Source organism: Rhizorhabdus dicambivorans, from assembly GCF_002355275.1.
Taxonomy (GTDB): Bacteria; Pseudomonadota; Alphaproteobacteria; order Sphingomonadales; family Sphingomonadaceae; genus Rhizorhabdus; species Rhizorhabdus dicambivorans.
This window is the reverse complement of sequence record NZ_CP023449.1, coordinates 3820907-3839110: the sequence shown is the minus strand read 5'-3', so window position 1 is coordinate 3839110 and position 18204 is coordinate 3820907. Positions and strand designations below refer to the sequence as shown.

At 60.7% G+C, this 18204-nt stretch carries 15 protein-coding genes and 1 tRNA gene; 5 read left to right on the top strand and 11 right to left on the bottom strand.

Annotated features, from left to right (window positions below):
• The first annotated feature begins 300 nt into the window (after positions 1-300).
• Positions 301-504, top strand: coding sequence for an excisionase family protein (gene xisR / locus CMV14_RS18045; protein ID WP_021246311.1), 204 nt, complete (start codon positions 301-303; stop codon positions 502-504).
• Positions 465-1601, top strand: a complete 1137-nt coding sequence (locus CMV14_RS18040) for an Arm DNA-binding domain-containing protein (protein ID WP_021246312.1) — start codon at positions 465-467, stop codon at positions 1599-1601. The genes xisR and CMV14_RS18040 overlap by 40 nt, the downstream gene beginning before the upstream one ends.
• Positions 1602-1809: 208 nt before the next feature.
• On the opposite strand, the gene CMV14_RS18035 is transcribed toward CMV14_RS18040, so the two are convergent.
• Together CMV14_RS18035 and recJ are read right to left on the bottom strand one after the other, a co-directional pair.
• Positions 1810-1884: transfer RNA gene (locus tag CMV14_RS18035), tRNA-Glu, on the bottom strand.
• Between the two features lie 97 nt (positions 1885-1981).
• Positions 1982-3751, bottom strand: coding sequence for a single-stranded-DNA-specific exonuclease RecJ (gene recJ / locus CMV14_RS18030; protein WP_066962719.1), 1770 nt, complete (start codon positions 3749-3751; stop codon positions 1982-1984).
• Between the two features lie 124 nt (positions 3752-3875).
• Between recJ and CMV14_RS27220 the strand changes: the two genes are divergently transcribed.
• Positions 3876-4433 carry a PAS domain S-box protein gene (locus CMV14_RS27220; RefSeq protein WP_066962656.1) on the top strand — a complete coding sequence of 186 codons (558 nt, stop codon included), beginning with the start codon at positions 3876-3878 and terminating at the stop codon, positions 4431-4433.
• 110 nt (positions 4434-4543) lie between these two features.
• On the opposite strand, the gene CMV14_RS18020 is transcribed toward CMV14_RS27220, so the two are convergent.
• From CMV14_RS18020 to CMV14_RS18010, 3 genes are all read right to left on the bottom strand, one after another.
• Positions 4544-5845 (bottom strand): type II toxin-antitoxin system HipA family toxin, encoded by a 1302-nt coding sequence (locus CMV14_RS18020; RefSeq protein WP_066962658.1) that lies wholly within the window; start codon positions 5843-5845, stop codon positions 4544-4546.
• Positions 5842-6192 (bottom strand): type II toxin-antitoxin system RelB family anti-toxin, encoded by a 351-nt coding sequence (relB, locus tag CMV14_RS18015; protein WP_066962661.1) that lies wholly within the window; start codon positions 6190-6192, stop codon positions 5842-5844. Before relB ends, CMV14_RS18020 begins: the two co-directional genes overlap by 4 nt.
• Before the next feature lie 156 nt (positions 6193-6348).
• Complete coding sequence (locus CMV14_RS18010) at positions 6349-6741, bottom strand: dual specificity protein phosphatase family protein (RefSeq protein WP_176489030.1); 393 nt, start codon at positions 6739-6741, stop codon at positions 6349-6351.
• Between the two features lie 505 nt (positions 6742-7246).
• Between CMV14_RS18010 and CMV14_RS18005 the strand changes: the two genes are divergently transcribed.
• Complete coding sequence (locus CMV14_RS18005; RefSeq protein WP_066962722.1) at positions 7247-8029, top strand: DUF5131 family protein; 783 nt, start codon at positions 7247-7249, stop codon at positions 8027-8029.
• A gap of 19 nt (positions 8030-8048) precedes the next feature.
• On the top strand, positions 8049-9278 hold the full coding sequence (locus tag CMV14_RS18000; RefSeq protein WP_066962664.1) for a three-Cys-motif partner protein TcmP: 1230 nt from the start codon (positions 8049-8051) through the stop codon (positions 9276-9278).
• 57 nt (positions 9279-9335) lie between these two features.
• Here CMV14_RS18000 and CMV14_RS17995 read toward each other — a convergent pair whose 3' ends face one another.
• The 6 genes from CMV14_RS17995 to rlxS all read right to left on the bottom strand — a co-directional run bounded on the left by CMV14_RS17995 (position 9336) and on the right by rlxS (position 17940).
• The gene (locus tag CMV14_RS17995) at positions 9336-12656 is read right to left on the bottom strand and encodes a DEAD/DEAH box helicase (RefSeq protein WP_066962667.1); all 3321 of its coding nucleotides are present in this window, start codon (positions 12654-12656) and stop codon (positions 9336-9338) included.
• Entirely contained in the window at positions 12649-13359 is a 711-nt protein-coding gene (locus tag CMV14_RS17990) for a hypothetical protein (RefSeq protein WP_238147083.1), read from the bottom strand. The genes CMV14_RS17995 and CMV14_RS17990 overlap by 8 nt, the downstream gene beginning before the upstream one ends.
• A gap of 143 nt (positions 13360-13502) precedes the next feature.
• Positions 13503-14273 carry a GIY-YIG nuclease family protein gene (locus CMV14_RS17985; RefSeq protein ID WP_066962673.1) on the bottom strand — a complete coding sequence of 257 codons (771 nt, stop codon included), beginning with the start codon at positions 14271-14273 and terminating at the stop codon, positions 13503-13505.
• Positions 14270-15457 (bottom strand): DNA cytosine methyltransferase, encoded by a 1188-nt coding sequence (locus CMV14_RS17980; protein WP_066962676.1) that lies wholly within the window; start codon positions 15455-15457, stop codon positions 14270-14272. Before CMV14_RS17980 ends, CMV14_RS17985 begins: the two co-directional genes overlap by 4 nt.
• Positions 15454-15837: a very short patch repair endonuclease gene (locus CMV14_RS17975; protein ID WP_238147082.1), complete on the bottom strand. Its 384-nt coding sequence runs from the start codon at positions 15835-15837 to the stop codon at positions 15454-15456. Before CMV14_RS17975 ends, CMV14_RS17980 begins: the two co-directional genes overlap by 4 nt.
• A 138-nt stretch (positions 15838-15975) precedes the next feature.
• Positions 15976-17940, bottom strand: coding sequence for a relaxase/mobilization nuclease RlxS (gene rlxS, locus CMV14_RS17970; RefSeq protein WP_066962680.1), 1965 nt, complete (start codon positions 17938-17940; stop codon positions 15976-15978).
• Positions 17941-18204: the final 264 nt, after the last annotated feature.

Sequence of the window (18204 nt, the reverse complement as noted above, 5' to 3'; positions counted from 1 at the left end):
GAAAGCACGAGATTAGGCAGTGGGTTGCCCAAATATGCGATCTTGGCCTCTTTTTAGGACCAGGATCGAAATGCTAGACTGACGTCGCGTCATGGCCTGCTTGCGCTGCCCAACAGGCCAGCGATCCATGCGCCATTTCTGCGAGGATTATCCAGACCCACGTTCGCGAGCGCCTGCCCGTCCTGGTCGGCCGGCCATGCGGTCATCGCAGATCGGCCGGAAGGGAAGGGAGCGGGAGGAGAGAGGAAGCAGCGGACGGTTGGCTGTCCGTGGTTTCCTTTCCTCAACCGGAGCACTGTCATGACGGGCGCGCGCTACGTGCGCATCAAGCGCTTCGCCGAGCTGACCGGCTACACCGAGAAAGCGGTCTATCGAAAGATCGCCGACGGCGTGTGGATTCAGGGCCGCGAATATCGCCGCGCTCCCGATGGCAGCATCTGCATCGACCTCGAAGGCTTCCACAAATGGGTAGAAAACGGCCAGGGACTGGCGTCGAGCCGCTGAAAAGCTGCATTCGCGTCCGCTTCCGCTGGAACGGGCGGCTCTATCGCGAAACGCTCCAGCTCCAACCCACATCCGCTAACATCAAGGCGGCCGAGCGCTTGATGGCCCGTGTCCATCAGGAAATCGATCTCGGCGTCTTCGATTATGAAAGCACGTTTCCCAAGGGTGATGCCAAACCCGACCGGAACAAATACGCGGGCTTCAAGACTTATGCGAAAGAGTGGCTCGCAACGCTCGTAGTCGAGAAATCGACGATGTCCGACTATGTGTCGGCGATCAATAATGTCTGGTCGCCGGCTTTCGGTGAGCGGCAACTCAAGAGCATCAAGCCGAGCGAGATCAAGAAGGTCATCGCCGACCGGGCGAAGCAGGTCAGCGGCAAGACGATCAACAACAACGTCATTCCGCTGCGCGGCATCTTCGAGATGGCTCTCGACGACGAGCTGATCGACCGCTCGCCGCTGGAACGGATCAAGAGCCAGAAGCATCAGAAACGCGAGCCGGACCCGTTCGACCGGGAAGAGACCGAACGCATCCTCACCTATATGCACGAGCGTTACGACGAGCAGGTCTGGAACTGGTATGAGTTCGCCTTCGGGACCGGCATGCGTCCCAGCGAACAGATCGTCGTCCAGTGGCGCGACGTCGACTGGAAGCGCCAGTCCATCCGGGTCGAGCGTGCCCGCGTCCGGGCCGTGGAGAAATCGACCAAGACCAGGACCGTGCGCGACGTCGATCTTACTCCGCGAATGATGGCCGTGCTTAGACGCCAGAAGGCGCACAGCTTCATGCGGGGGCTCGATTCGCCGATCTTCATCAACCCGGTCACAAACACGCCGTGGCCGGACGTGCAGGATCAGCGGAAGCTCTATTTCCATCCCGCACTGCGTGCGCTCGGCATCCGCAGCCGTGATGCCTATCAAACGCGCCACACTTACGCGACGACGGCGCTGATGGGCGGGGTGAACCCGGCCTATATCGCCCGCCAGCTTGGCCACAAGAGCGCGGCAATGCTGTTCCGGCACTACTCGAAATGGATCGATCACGCGGACTATGGCCGCGAAGCAGCCAAGCTCAATCAGATCTACGGTTCCTGACGCGGATGTCTGGCTGGTCTGTGGGGAGGGCTTGCCTGTCGGTGGCGGCTGCCGCGAACGAATCCCTCGTCTACTGGGCAGCTATTGAGGTGATCTAAAAGAGCCTGGAACGGGGGCTGGGGTGGCCTCGAAAAACGCCAAATGTGCCACGAAAGTGCCACGGAAACCGCATTTTCGCGATTCCCCCTAACAATATCAACTACTTAGCTGGTGACCCCTACGGGAATCGAACCCGTGTTTCAGCCGTGAAAGGGCCGCGTCCTAACCGCTAGACGAAGGGGCCATCGCGGTGCCGGACGTGCCAGCACCGATTGGGTGGAGGGGCCGATACGCAACTCCATGCCACCGGTCAACCCTGTGCGGGCAAATTATCCATCCGCTCACCCGTCCGCCCAGGCTGCATCCTCCAGATGGAGTTCGGCGGCAGGGCGACTGCCCCAGTCGTCGATCTTGGCCCGACCCGCCACCCACAGCCGCCGGTCGCGCGGCGCGGCGAGCAGCGCCTGGCCCAATTCGGTTTCGGCGTGGCGGAAGGCGACGGTCTTGATCGACCGACCATCCTCCCCCGCGACGATGGCGCGAACATGGCCGTTGCCGACAATATCGGACTTGATGATTCGCACTGGTCCGGTGGCGATGCGCGGCGCCGGCCAGCCCGTGCCATAGGGACCACCATCGTCCAGCGCGGTGATGAAATCGGGATTGACCCCGCGCGGCGCCAGCAGCGCATCGATCAACAGCGCGCGCCCCTCCTGTGACCGGGCAACGTCGGCGGCAAGACGCTGGTCCAGGAAATCGGCCAGTGCCTCCACCTTGCCCGCTTCCACGGTCAGGCCCGCCGCCATGGCATGGCCGCCGCCGGCGACTAGCAGGCCGCTGTCTTTCGCCGCCAGCACCGCCGCGCCCAGATCAACGCCGGTGATCGACCGGCCGGAACCCTTGCCCACGCCCTGTTCATCCAGCGCGATGACGATGCTGGGCTTGGCGCTGCTTTCCTTCAGGCGCCCGGCGACGATACCAATAACACCGGGATGCCAGCCCTGCCCCGCCACCACCGCCACGGAGCGATTATGCTGCCCGGCCATCGCCTCGGCCGCCTGTTCCTGCACCAGCGCCTCGATGGCGCGACGCTCCTCGTTGAGGCGGTCCAGTTCCGCCGCGATCGTCGCCGCCTCGCCCGCATCGCTCGTGGTGAGCAGGCGCACACCCAAATCCGCCCGGCCCACACGGCCACCAGCATTGATGCGCGGGCCGAGCGCGAAGCCCAGATCACGACATTCCGGCGCACGGTCGATCCGCGACGCGGAGATCAGCGCGGCAAGCCCGATATTGCGCCGCTGACCCATTATCTTCAGCCCCTGCGCCACGAAGGCCCGGTTAAGCCCGCGCAGCTGTGCCACATCCGCCACCGTGCCCAGCGCCACCAGATCGAGCAGGTCGAGCAGCTTGGGCTCCGCCCGGTCGCGGAACCAGCCGCGCGCGCGCAGAACCCTGATCAGCGCAGCACCGAGCAAAAAGGCCACGCCCACGGCAGCCAGATGCCCATGCGCGGCCCCTTCCTCGCTTTCGTCCAGCCGGTTGGGGTTGACCAGCGCCCAGGCGTCGGGAAGCGTCGCCGCGCATTGATGATGGTCGACTACCACCACGTCCACACCAACCGCACGGGCGGCGGCCAGCGCATCGAAGGCCTGCGCACCGCAATCGACGGTGACGATCAGACTGCTGCCCTGCTCTGCCAGCCGCACCAGCGCCTCACCCGACGGCCCATAGCCCTCCATGAGGCGGTCGGGGATATAGGCTTGGGCCTGGAGGCCAAGGTCGGCGAGCAGGCGAATGAGCAGCGCCGCGCTGGTCGCGCCATCAACGTCATAATCGCCGAAGATGGTCACGCGCTCACGCTTCATCACGGCATCGGCGATCCGCTCGGCCGCCCGGTCCATGTCGCGGAACAGCGACGGATCGGGCATGAAGGCGCGGATGGTCGGCGCGCGCTGCCGTTCCAGATCGTCGCGTGTGCAGCCGCGCGCCAGTAATATCTGCGTCACCAGATCGTCGGGCCGGAAATCCGCATCGCGCCCGTCCGCCGACAGCCCGCGCCAATGCCAGGGCTGGCCCAATATCGAACGGCCGATGTTCAGCGCAGCGCGCATCGCCGCCTCGCAATGTCGATGAAGCTGCTGGAAGTCATTGCAGATCATCTAGCGCGAAAGGCCGCGAAAGGGAATCGCGGTTAACGACCATCAACAGTAACGCGACCTTTACCAGAACCGGGCCATGGAACGTCGGATGCGGTTCGTTCCCCTCTCCGTTGCCTTGGCCGAAGCCGCACCGATTCCGGCAGACGCGCATGGCATATTGCCGCTGGAAGCGTTCCGGCATCGGGTGGAACAACTTTATATCCGCATCGCCGGATCGCTGACGGACGGCATGGCGCTGTGGATCGACCTGCGCTGGCAGGGCGAGCGGATCGCCTTTGGTGATGGTGATCGTGCCGATGCGGGCCTCGAAACATTGGTGCGCATCGACGGACAGATCATCGGCACCGTCGGATTGCAACATGGCGGGCCGGCGGCCGAAGCGCTGCTCGACCTTGTCCTTCTGTCGATCGAAAATGCCGCGCGCGCGCATCTTGCCGCCAGTCATGCGCGCCAGAGCGAGCGCCGTTTTCGTGCGACCTTCGATCAGGCGCCGGTCGGCATCGCCCATGTGGCGCTCGACGGCCGGTTCCTGATGGTGAACGACCATTTCTGCACCATTGCCGGTCATTCGCGCGACGCGCTGATGCTGCATGGTTTCCAGAAGAGAGGAAGAAATGGACATCTAAGCGATTGAATTTAAAGCAGGATTTTCATCGGAAATTCGCTGAAAGTCATAATAACAGCATCGCCCGGAATCGCAAGTCCTTCTAACTTACTTGCTGGATGCCTTTAAGCATTGCTGGATCATCTAAGATCGAGCCGGAAGTGGGCTTCGACGTCATCGACAAAGCCGGGCGGCACTCCGACATCCGTGGCGATGACACGCCACTGCGCAATCGCCTCCGTTACCTCACCCAAGACCGTCCTGACGGCTCGCGCTGATACACCAGCGGATTTGCCACCGGCGATCAGGCTGTCGAGTGTGAAATTATCGCGCTGGCCCGCCAGTGACATTTGATGCTGAGAAGTCCAATCGCCGCCTGGATTGTAGGCGTAGGCAATGTCGAACGCCGGAGCGAGCCGCCAGTTGCCAGCGGGATCCATCAAGAAGGCGATGTTCTTAACATGGTCGTCCTGGTTACGCCCGACGATGTTGAATACGGCCCGACGAAACTGCTGGTCGAGCGCGTCCTGACCGAGCCCCAGTGCTCGGATCGTTGTGAATGCCTGCTCATATGTATTGGCACGCGGCTCATTGAAATCGAGATGGGCGAGGGCCGCGAGCGACTGCATGTGCAGCTTATCCCCATTGGCCTGCCGGTCGAAGCGGCGGGTCATGAAATGCCGCCGTCCGCCTTCATCGAACAGCCGGCATTCTGCCATCTCAATGCCGGCCGCCGCCGCCATCCTCGAATAGGCGAATTCGATCGCCCCAAATCCTTGGGGATCAGCAAGTTCGTGATCCTTGTTATTCGCAACGCCGTCGAACTTCATCAGCCAGTAGCCAAAGCCTTCCGGCGCCTGTACCTGCCCGGAACGCACTTCGTTGGTGTCGGCGTTCCAGGCGATAATCGCCTTCGCGCGCGCCCCGCCAGCGGATGTACCGACGCGCAGGATTTCGCGCAGCGCCTCCGCCTTTTCATCGCTCGCGAACGTGACACGCAGATCCTTGCGATGGACGAGCACTTCGGAAGCGAGCTTGACTAGGTCCTCGATCTCGACGGAATCTGCCTTGGTTGATGTAGGTCCTTGAACAGGCCGGAACTCGAGCGCCCCCATACCGCGTGTGCCAGTATAGCAAAGGCGCTCGACCGCGTTGAAATCCGTACTTGTGCGGCCTTGGGTCGCCAACCATGCGTCGATCAGGGCATTGCCATATTTGTCGGGTAAGGCGTCGGCGAGCATACCGGGCAAGCCGTGGAAACTTTGCGTGGGCAACGCTGGAAACCGATATACAACACCGCCTAGCGGCATGTTCAACGGAGACAGACCGATCCCGCTTCGTTGGAATGCTGGATCATATTCAAAGCTTGCGAACCGTTCGCCGGTGGGCAGCGTCACCGCCCCGATGCGGCTGCCCCACAACCAGACTTCAGCGGTCGTCACGTCTTCTTGCCCCAGGTCCAGCCTTGCTCCTTCGCCGAAGCGCTCCTGCGCTTGTAGGCGCGCTGCCGGGTCTCGACCTTGGAATCTGCCAGTTGAATCGGACGAATGCCTGCCTCTGGAATCAACTGGTTGAGATTGTCGGACAGCCTGAGCGCTCCCAATATCCGCAGCAGTTTGTCGAGCTGAACCGAACTTCCTGCTTCGAATCGTTCGACCGTGCTGCGCGACACCCCAGCATGCCTGGCCAGTTCGACCTGAGTGAGATTCATTCCAACGCGATATTGCTGCGCACGCTGGCCGAGTTCGGCCAGCTTTGTCGCCTCAGGCATTGCGGACATGATTTGCATAACACCTCTAATATGAGCTGTTATCCGCAAATATCAAGAACAATTCCTCACATTTGAGGATATATCGATCATCGATGCCACAGCGGCTGCAAAACATACAATGCGTCACTTATGAAGCATAATATAAAAATATCGACATAATGCAGCATTTTTAAGTCATTGTACAAAGCGACCGATGTCAAGACGAGCATAAAGATCGGGGCGTGCCTGCGCCAGTTGCAGCCTGGCAGCTCTCGCTACCGCGAGTCGAGGCACGGTCGCCTCCCAGACTGCCACGGTAGACGCCAACCGCCCTGATCGATGCAAAATCTGATCGGCCAATTCCACAACAACAAGATTTGGCGTAGCTTCGGGGCGGACCATCAGCAGGTGATCAAGCGCCTCGCGTTCGGCCCCGGGACCGAGCCGATCAGCGATTATAGCCAGAGCGATCGCAGCCGAGCGCCCAACGCCATGAAAGCAATGAACCAATAATGATCCATCCGCATTAACTCGAGCAAATTCGATCGCCTCGCGAACCTGTTCGACGGTCGCGACCCGGATGCCCAAATTCGTGACATCCACATCTTCGAAAGTGAGAACAAGGTGCGCTGGCGCAGGCTTCCGACTAAATCGAAGCCTCAAATTCTGACGTGCGTTTGGATCTTCAAGAGTGATGACAGCATCAAATCGTCGCTTATGCCTATTTGCTTGAGCAAGGCTCCCGATCGCTATGGAGCCAGGAGCGGGGTCCATTATTTGCGAAGACATTATTCAGACTACCTTATTCCTCCAGCGCGCCCATTTATTTCATTTCGCGGCGAAATTCTGCCTTTATGACAAGCCCTTTAACACCCTCGCCGCTCAATATCGAAGTGACAGAGGCCGACAAGGCTGGCATTGCAGGTTCATCCTGTCTGGCAATGCGAATTTTATATGTTTCTAAGCTCGTCACCACCTCGGTTTTCCACACCGCTGTCATCAGGGAGCAACACCCGTAATCAGTTTGGCCAAGGCGTTGCTGTGGCTGCCATCACAGGCAATAATGGGCTTGGGAGCATGGGAGCGCGCGGACGTGGCTGAAACGCAGATCGAATGGACGGACGCCACTTGGAATCCGGTGGCTGGCTGCACCATCGTATCAGCAGGTTGTACCCATTGCTACGCGATGGAAATGGCCCGCCGCCTCGAAGCTATGAAGGTCGAGAAATATGTCGGCCTCACGCGCAAAAGCGGTAAGCGCACCATCTGGACAGGGACAGCGCGCGAGGATCACGCTTCACTCGATATTCCCTACAAGTGGAAGAAGCCCCGCAAAATTTTCGTCAATTCGATGAGCGATCTCTTCCATGACGATGTCAGCGACGATTTTATCGCAAAAGTATGGCAGGTCATGCGCGAAACTCCGCGTCATTCTTACCAGATCCTCACCAAACGCCCTGAGCGTATGGCGCAATTGCTGGGTGGAATGCCGGCACCAGTGCTGCCCAATGTATGGCTTGGCACCAGCGTCGAGGATGCCGACGCCACAGTCCGGATCGAGCATCTGAGACAGGTTCCCGCCTCAATCCGCTTCATCTCTTTCGAGCCGCTGATAGGGCCCGTTGGACACGTCGATCTCTCTGGAATCCATTGGGCGATTGTTGGCGGTGAAAGCGGGCGATCTGCGCGACCAATTCGGGAGGAATGGATCGACGAGATCCACGATCAGTGCTGCGACTACGATACAGCGTTCTTCTTTAAACAATGGGGAACCTGGGGGAAGGACAACAAGCGGCGCTCGAAGAAGGCCAACGGCCGAATCTATCGGGGGCAGACCTGGGATGAGATGCCTCAGGTTGCTCAAATGCATATCTGAAAAGGACTGCAGGGGGCAAATGGTCGAAAAGGCTTACGGATGGGTAGATGGTGCAACGCTTGAGGAACACTCGCGTCGTAAGCACCGCATCCTGCGTGAGTATTTCACGCAATACCTGAAGGTTCGCCTAGGGCACCCCCAGCAAACTAAGTTCCGCTTCGCAATCGTCGATGGCTTTGCAGGTGCCGGTACATACAAATGCGGGTCGCCGGGATCGCCGCTGATCTTCGTCGATGTGCTTCGCAGCACCCTCAACGAGGTCAACATTCGGCGTGCGGCCGAGGGGCTGGCGCTGGTGGAGATCGAGTGCCTTCTTATCCTCAACGACGGCGAACGTGATGCCGTCGAGCTCCTGAAACAGAACATGGCCCCCGCGCTTGCGTTGGCTCGCCAAGAATGCTCCAAGCTCCATATCCGCACCCAGTATCTCAATGGGCTGTTTGAGGCGGTCTATCCGCAGATAGAGACGACGCTTTCGAACGAGGGCTACACCAATGTTGTCTTCAACTTGGATCAGTGCGGTCACAGCCACGTTCAGTTGACCACCATCATGGCGATCATGCGCTCTCGCCGGTCCGTCGAGATTTTCTATACATTTATGATCGAGGCGTTGCTCGCTTTCCTACGCAAGCAAAATCCCGCGCTTTTGGCCCGCCAGCTCAGCTATCTCAGTCTGTCGCCTAATGATCTGATCGCGCTTGAGGGTGCGATGAGCCGCAAGGAATGGCTTGGCGTTGCTGAACGCATTGTCTTCGAAGCTCTCGGGAACAGCGCGCCCTATGTGAGCCCTTTCTCGATCCACAACCCCAATGGCTGGCGATACTGGTTTGTCCATTTCGCCAATTCCTATCGCGCGCGGCAGGTCTATAACGACATCCTTCATAACAATGCGTCGCAGCAGGCCCATTACGGTCGGCCTGGCCTGCACATGCTCAGCTACGATCCGCGAGACGAGGGCTCGCTCTACCTCTTCGACGAAATTGGCCGCCAGCAGGCCAAAGACCAGTTGATGGAGGACGTTCCCCGACTGATTTCAAAGGCCGGCGATGCGCGGGGCGTTCTCGAATTCTACGAGGACATCTACAATCTTACACCCGCCCACACGCACGACATTCATGCCGCGCTGATAGACAATCCGGATATTGAGGTCATCACCAAATATGGCGGCGCACGCCGCAAGGCGAACGCGATAAACGTGAATGATACTATTAAGTTAAAGCCACAGCGAAGCTTCTATCAGTTATTCTAAATTGAGGCGGTGCTCCCGCTATCGCTGATACTTTAATCCAGATTCAATGGATGAATACTAGAGGTCATCAAACATAGCGATCGCATGGGCCTGCCGGACCCGATCAAGAACGCTTTCAAAAGATGCGAAGAGGTCGCTGGCCGAAATGTAATGTTGGATTTCGGCGAACCTCGCACGAGCACTGGGCCGTGATTCCGACTTAAGATGCACCGCGTTCGCAAGCTGTTCTGGGCTCGCGCATCCCTTCCGGACCACCCCGCTCAAAGTCTGCAAGACAATCGGTATGGCAGGCTCCTCTCCGGCAGCCACCGCTTTGGCCGCAAGGATGCGCGCGGGCAAGCCGGCGACGAAAGCCAGATCCGGAACTAGACGAACCGCAAAATGCCGCGCGGTCTCGCAGGTTTTGATGAGGTGCTCCTTGGTACCGATCGCTCGTTCGAGTTCGCAAAGCGGCTTGCCTGCCATCCATGCGGTCAGGAGCGGCCTGATCTGCGGGAGCGCGACTTTAGCTTTAGCGGCGTTCCCGGCAATCGCCCGGTAGTCCTTGCCGAACAACCCTTCGATATCGTTTGGCCGGATCAGGTGCATCAGCCAAGCCGGATGCGCCTCGACCCAGTCGAACAGCGTGTTCATGCAGTCAGTGCTGTCACCGTCGAATGCACCGGCCTCAATCAACTCTGCCAGGCTGGTGACCACCTCGTAGGGAAGGCCCGCTGACGCGGCGACCCGCTCAAGCCAGGTCAAATCCTTTTTTGGGGCCAGTTCTTCGCGACGTGCAAGCGCTGCGTCGATACGGCTTTCAATCCACTCGGCCTTGCCCTCCTGCCGCTTACGGTACGCAGCGAAAGATCGTCGAATCATCGCCTTGGCAGGTTCGTCCGGCGTACCATCCTCACCAACCGGCAGGCGCGCGAGAAAATAATCCTCATTGCCGTCGTGGGTTTGCATGTGAATGCGATCGAGTAACCCAGTGATAGGGTCATCGATCTTCAAGCACTGGTCCGACTGGGAAAAAATGCTCTGAAGTGACATCCAGTGACGATTGATCGTGTTGTCATCGTCATCGATGTTGATGATCTTGCTCGGCACAACCAAAACGAAACCCTGGCCGCCTTCGCCGGCACGACCGGCTCGGCCAGCGGCATTGAGCAGTTCGTGTGCGTCGAGCTGTTTAAACTTGTCGTCGGACACGTCCCAACGACTGTCGCCAGCGATCAGGACCACGTCGCTAGGCAGGTTCATGCCCTGCGCCAGCGTAGAGGTAGCAAACAAGGCATCGACACCATCACGTCGCTTGAACAGCGACTCGTGCAACATACGTTCGGGTTTCAGCAACTGGCCGTGGTGACTGGTCGCGCTCCCATCGACCTGTCCGGAGGTGTCCAACTTGAGGTAGCAGTGCTGTGGCCCGCCCATCTCCTCTTCGACCAGTTTGCGCCAGCTTTGCTCCTCCTCGTTGAGCACAACGCGGCGCTTGGGCAACAAGCTACGAAAATGACGGACAGTGGATTCAGCGGCGACAGTGCTTTGCACAAAGGTCAGGGTCTTGAGGCCGTCTTCGGCCGCAGCCGCTGCGATCGTCCCTGCGACGACGTTCCCATTCGGAGTCATATACCATTCGCCAGACTTCTCGGACACACCGGTAGCAAAAGGCACAGCGTCGTCGAGCAGCGCCATCAGCGCGTAGTCGTCACGACTACGGGTCGCCCATGTCTGCCGTAGGCAGAAGAAGGCGAAGGGCGACGCATCAAGGCGGCTTGCGACATGCTTGGGAACGCCCTTGGTGGTCGCGGTAAGTTGCTCCGTGGCTAGAAGCTCGTGGAGTTCAGTAATACGCGCGTCTTCATAGGCCACGCAGCCGCGGGCTTGGCGGGTGGGCTTCCAGGCGAGATCCAGCGGGAGGCACGGACGACCGGTGAGCTCTGCCACCCATCCGGCCATCTCTCCAGCGTTCTGCATCATGGCCGATACAAGTAGTAGATCGGCGTGAGGCGCATAGCTGGTGAGATTGAGGATGCACAGCATCGCGTCGATCGACCGCCGGCTGCGATCGGATTCTCGTGGATGGAGAAGATGGCACTCATCGAACACCACAAGCGCGACTTCCGCGAACGCTTCCGGTTGTATCGACTGCAGCACAAGACACCGCTCAGGCGTGGTGACAATGATCTCTGGCAACTCGAGTACGTCGGAAAAGGTGATCTCGTCGTCAAGGTCACCGAAGACGGTGTAGTCCTTGAATGCATTGCCGAGCGTGAAGGCAGTCTGGTCAACCAGTGCCAGTGTCGGCGCGAGCACCACCACCTGACCGCCGCCGAGCAGCGCCGCCGCGATTTTGAGTTCGGCCAGTGTCGACTTGCCGCCCCCGGTTGGGAAGCTGACCGCAGCGGACACACCCTTCGCGAGATAGCCTTTCTCCAGCGCCTCCCGGTGATTTCGCCAGAGATAGGGACGCTTGCGCGCGGCACGACGGATGATCTGCCACCATGATCCAGGATCAACACCGTCCGGCGCGGGAACTCGGCACAATGCTGCCTCGACCAGATCGCCCGACACCGCCAGCAGCAACTTTGCTACATGTAGCGGACCAGGGAAGGCGCTGAAGACCTGGGGACCTTCCTCGTCGAACACGTCATCAATTGCCGCGATGGACAGGTCACGAACCTGGGCAAAGATGCGGCGCGATTCAGGGACGGTATCCGCAGTAACGCCCTCGCGTGGTGCGACTAGAAGCTCACGCGCGAGCTGGATCACACCTGCGTGAAGCCGACGCAGCAACGCCTCCACAGCGACACCGCTCGCGCTAGTATCGGACGGCGGGTCATAGAATTCAAAATTCTCCTCATCGACCTGGCTGGCAATCACCTCGCGCAAGCGGCCGGAGGCAAGGTTGCCGATCGCCGTCACCAGTCGCCCTTCAGCGCCCAGATCGCCATCCGGGCGCTTGAGCCTCTTGGCCATCTCGGCAGCGTCACTCTGCGAATCCGCAATCAGGAACAGCAGCGTCGCGCAAATATCATGATCGGCATGGATCGCGTTTATGCTGGAAAAGCGCGGTGCGCCGTCCGCAACGACGGTTTCGGCCATAAGGCACAGCTGGAGGGCAGTGCCGGCCACGAACGCTGCTGACGCTCGGTCGGCACGCTCGGGCGCGGTGGCAACGAGCAGTTCCTGCGCCGCCGCCAGGCGTCCCATTTCAGCGAGGAGTTCAGTGACGGCTTCGCCGCGCTGTTCAAGGCTCGCGACACCGCGCAACCGGACTCGCGCCGCCACGATCTCTGCGAAGGCGTTTGTGAAGCGTTGCGGCAGCTCGGAAAAGTCGAGGTCGCCAAGCGGTGGCGCGCGACTAATCAGATCGATCGTGACAGGATCAAACATCGTCGCGCCACTCCTCGATTTGCTTGATCGCCTTTGCGGAAAAGGCCTTCATCCAGTCCCGGAGCTTTGGGATTGCAATGGTTTCAGCTTGGCGGCGGGCAGCGAACCCGGGTGCCACCTCGTCAAACCCCTTGAATAGGGCAGCGCGGGCGACATCATCATCGTGAGTGGTGTCAGCGGTCACGGCGACACGAAAATGTCGGGCCTCCTCCCAAGCAATCCGTTCTACCGCACCATCAATATCGATCTCAGGATAGCGTTGCTGATGTGCTTCGAGTAGCCCGCCAGCTTCCGGGATTAACTCGTTCATGCGCTGCCCGCTTTCAAGATCACGGATGCCCTTCCACACATCGCCAGCAATCGTGGTGCGTGGGTTTTCGGTCGCCTTGTCCTCGAAGATCACCACAGCTGTGATGATCTGGCCGGCTTCATCGAGTTTCAGCTGGAAACCGTCAAACCCTTTATGGGCATGAATCATATGCGGTGCGCGGATTACCGCACCGGCTTCGGCGTGGTGTGCGGCGATCCATGAGATCGCCTGGAACACCCAACCATCCCGATGATATGGCGGTTTGTCCTTCGGCACAGTCAAAAGCTTGATCGCTCCCGCCGCAGCGTCGGCGCGGGTCGCAGGTGGTCTCTTGTCGATGCCACTCAATATCGCCGCGACATGCCGTGCCTGACCGAGCGCCAGCCTCGCCACCTTGCTGGCAAGATCACCCTCGTCGGCAACCGTCCATCTCGACCCGTGACACAGCGTTCCGTGAGATATCGGTACTAGCGTTAGAGGCATAGCGCTTCCGAAAGCCCCAGCTTAACCATAGCCCCTCCCCAGCGTTGCCAAAGTCAATTACCGCCGCTGATCGCGATGACCTGCGCCTGCGGATATTCTCTCGGCGCTTCCTTGTAGAGTATAATGTACCCAGGGAGCGCCGTCGCCTGCCACGCAGCAGGAAGAGCCGATACGATATGGGCGACTGCGGCTCTCGGCGTCATCGGGCCAGCCGCGCCCTGAGTTATGATGGCGTCCATGTCCGGATGGGGTTTACGGCTGCGCGCGCCCGCGCCCTGAAATCTGAACGTGAACGGCAGCGCGTCCTTCAACCTCGAAAGCACATCCGCCGCGTGCTCCCCTTCTTCGATTGCGAAGGCCATCTCCCGATCGATATCGATCGGAAATACCGCGTCGAAGTTGCTCGGATCGACCTTGGTGGTGTCTCGCTCGCGGCCGGGATCATTCGAACCGAACCCGCTGCCGTTCCAGTCGATCGCCTTGACGCCACCGTAATGGCGAATGAGGTCGCTTTCGAGATCCATTGCCGTGAACACGAAGATGCGGACCGCCTTGAAACCCACACGGGCTGGATCGAGCGCCACGCGGTGCATGATCTTGCGCGCGTGCCGCGTCAGTCTTTTGCGTAGCCCGGCATCGGCGTCGGTTTTCCCAACATAGACGAGCCGTCCATCCAGAAAGAGCTGATACACGCCCTGCTCTTCTGGAATCTCGATGAGATTGGCGGCATTGAGCTGCTCCGGCTCGATGGCGTCGATCACTTCAATGAGCCGGGATAGCAGCGCGCTCGGGAGGTCAAATTCGAACTCGGTATAGCCTTTCACTGGGCCGCACCTCGCGGCCGTTTGCCACCGCACTGCGCCTGCAGATGCTCGAAGGTGGATTTGGCCACGACATGCGCCAGATCGACAGGCACGGCATTGCCGAGCTGGCGCATCGTTTCCGACCAGGAACCATGGAATATCATCTGGTCGGGGAAGGTCTGAAGCCGGGCGCTTTCACGGATGGTGAAATAGCGCACCGACCCGTCCGGGCGACGAAGCATGTTCTCGCCGCCGGGAACGCCATGGACGCCGGCCTTGAGTGTCTTGGCGGGCTCATCCAGAGGGCTGCCGGTGTGACCAGGATAGCTACGCGCGCCAGGCTGATAGCGATGATCGACGAACTCTGATTTTTCACGCGGCGACAGCTCGGGATCGGGCAAACCGATCAGGGCGTCACGGGTCGTCCGCCACGGCTTGAGCGCCGGACGATCACCCAGGCGTCGGGCCAGGCTGGAGAGGTCGCTCCGATCCCGCTTGGCCACCCGGTGACGATCCCAATAATCGCCATGGATCTGATCCCATAGCAGCGCCTCGCGCGAGTGGGTTTCCTTGGGGAAAGACCATTTGACGCCCAGGTCGGAACGGAAGCCCACGAAGAACACCCGCTCGCGCTTCTGGGGCACGCCGAAATTCGCGGCATTCAGAACCTTGGGCGGCAACACCTGGTAGGACAGCGCCGAACTCCCCTTGGAGCTATGATGCTGCTCCAGACGCGCGCGATGATCCAACCAGCTTTCCTGATCCTTGATCGCGATCTCGGGATAGGAGAGCTGAAGGAAGATATAGCTGAAATAGGTCTCGAAAGTGGCGCGGGTCAGGCCCTTCACATTCTCGAAAATGAAGGCGTTCGGTTTCGTTTCGCGCACCACCCTAACAGCCTCGGACCACATGTCGCGGTCATCCTGATAGGCGCGATGCCGCCCCCCCAGGGAGAATGGCTGACAAGGCGGCCCGCCCGTCACGAGATCCAACTGCCCCTCGAACTGGGTGAAGGCGAAATCCCGGATGTCGCCCTCGCGAGGGCTGGGCCACTTGCCCATGCCCGCGTTGCCGCGCGACCGATTCTCGCGAATCGTATCGCAGCACCAGCGATCCCATTCCACCACGTCCAGCGTCTTGAACCCGGCACGCGACACGCCAAGGGCAAGGCCGCCAGCGCCCGCGAAAAGTTCAATCGCCTTCATGATTTCTCCCCGATGAATCCGGAAAGCTTGTTGCCTAATTGTTCCAGATCACGCAACTCGCATTCCCACACGGTCAGCACTTTCCAACCCATTTCTTCCAGCTTGGCTTCGTTAGCGGTGTCCCGCGCGCGGTTGCCTTCGAGCTTGCTCTCCCAGAATTCGAGGCGGCTCTTGGGCATCCTGGCAAGCTTGCAAGATGGATCGGGATGGCGATGCCAGAAGCAGCCATGAACGAAGATCGCCTTGCGCCGCGTCCGGAACAGGATGTCAGGCCTGCCAGGCAGATCCTTGGCCTGGAGCCGATAGCGATAGCCCATCGCATGCAGCATCCGGCGAACGATCATCTCCGGCTTGGTATCGCGCCCCTTGATGAGCGACATGCGCTTTCCCCGCTCCGCGGGCGTAAGTGTGTCGACCATCATAATCTCCACCGGAAGTCATGCCCAAGGTGGGTACTGTTCCGTTTCAACGGAAGGCAACCCGGTCCGCCATGTCCACGGCCAGCCAAACCTACCGCTTCAACTGATTGAAGGCCCCGATCGACCGCGCCCGAACCGCCAGCTTATCCCGTCCGCCCGCATGATGCCGGATGCTGCCTTGCCCATGTTGCGCTTGAGCACATCACGCCAGGGCACGAGGGTAAAATCCCGTGACCGTTCGACCAGCGCATAACTGCCCCCTTCAAGGTCGACACGGCGGGCGATCACGCCCTCGATCCGCTCCCCCGTGCTGGCGGGCGCGAACGCCTTGCCGACCTGCTGCGCAAGCCGGTCGCCAGCCTGCGCAAGTTCACGCTGGCGCAGCCTGTCCATCGCCCCCTCCCGAAAGCGAAGCATGGTCCCGTCCGGATCGGCCAGCTGTTGCTCCACCAGCCATTGTCGGCGTGCCGCCAGGGCGGTCCGGACCTCACGCCCGAAACCGGCATCGCGCACGGCGCTTCCCCCGCTTCCATCCAGCTCCCTGTCGAGCCATGTCGGGGCATCCTTCGCTGCCAGTTCGGCGACTGGCGCGCGTGACATGACCGATACCGCCACCGGCCGGTCGCGCTGTTGCCGGGCAGCATATGCCCCGGCGCGAGCAAGATGGTCCTCGGGGATTGTCCAGCTTCCATCCTCCAGTCGTTCCGGCCCGGCACTTGCCCGCCGCATGGCCTCCAGTCGCCGGACATGGCTCGCGGCATAGGCTTCGCTGGCCTGCGGATCATGCGCCAGATGGATGTCGATCGAATAGCGGCCGCCATGAGCTCGAGCCACCACATCGACCGTGCGGTCGGCCTGCGTCACACCAAGCCTGCTCGGCTCGATCCGCACCGTCGCATTTTCAGGCACGGACGGCACCGCATCAGCCCGGCCGATATCGAGATAATGGACCCGCCCATCGATGCCATCGACCATCATAAAATGGCGGTCGCGATGCTCGTCGGAGAAGCCCCGCCGGATCAGCCGCCCGATGATGGGCTCCCGGACTTCCGTCGTCACTACCTGATCGACGCCCGGGCGGTCGAGGCGACGCGCCGTCAGCTCCCGCTGCATGAGGCGGATGATGTCATCGCGCTCGCCCATATGGCGAAGCGTATCCTCCAGCCCGTCGGCAAGCTGATAGCATGCGCCGCCAATGTCCTCGGCAAGCCCCATGGCCTTCAGCTTACGGAGCCGTCCTGCCGCCAGCGATTGCTGGACGGGATCATTCTCCGCCGCCGTCACGACGCGGTCGGCATCCATGCGCCGGAGCAGGCGGCGATCGATGGCGGTAAGCCGCTCCTGATCGACATCATGGCGCAGCCGCTCTTCGATCTCCCGATCGGTCCGGGGGCCGAGATCGAGCGTCACCAGTTCGGCCGCCCGTTCCCGAAACCCATGGGAGATATACTCCCGGGCGATGACCAGATTCTGGCCCTGGTCATCGATACCGCGCAGCATGACGTGAGTGTGCGGACGCTCTGTGTTGAAATGATCGACCGCGACCCAGTCGAGCTTCGTTCCGAGGTCAGCCTCGACCTGCGTCATCATTCGCCGGACATAGGGTTTGAGGTCGGTATATTCGGCGCCGTCCTCGGCGGATATGATGAAGCGGAACTGGTGGCGATCGCCGCCGGAGCGCTCGAGGAAGGCATTGCCGTCGGCGGCATCGCGATCGGCCGAGTAAAGTTCGCCCGGCGCGCCCTCGCGGGTGACTCCGTCACGCTGGATGTAACGCAGGTGCGCGCGGGCCGTCCTCATGCCCTTTTGCCCGAGCCGAACCAGCCTCGTCTTGACGATGGCCCGGCGTGCCCGGAAGCCCGCCAGACGGTCACGGCTGGAGAGCAGTCGCCCCATGCTGGCGCCGCGCCCGATCCGGCTACCATCGAAGCGCCGCGAGCGAACCCCGGAGGCCTTGCCAGCAAGACGCGTGGCGGCGATGATCCGACCGGCATAGCTGGCGGCTTTCTTGCCGCTTTTTGTCCGCTTGCCGCTGACCTTCGGGTCGAAATCGTCATCGCTCATCGGGTTGTTTCCGATTGGCGGCATATCTCGCGATTTCCGGCGGAAAATGGCGGTTTTCCGCCAGTCTTGCGCTTCCTGTCTCTCTGCGCGAGACGCATGTCTCGCGAAAAAAGGATGTGCAGACAAGGGCTTGGCACAGGTCGCGAGACAGTGCCTTTATCTTGTTTTCCCTTTTCCTGCCTCTCCATCCCCATTCCCTCCCTCATGAGGACCAGAAAAAAGGCCGGGATCCGATGCCGCCCTGGCACCAGATCCCGGCCGATG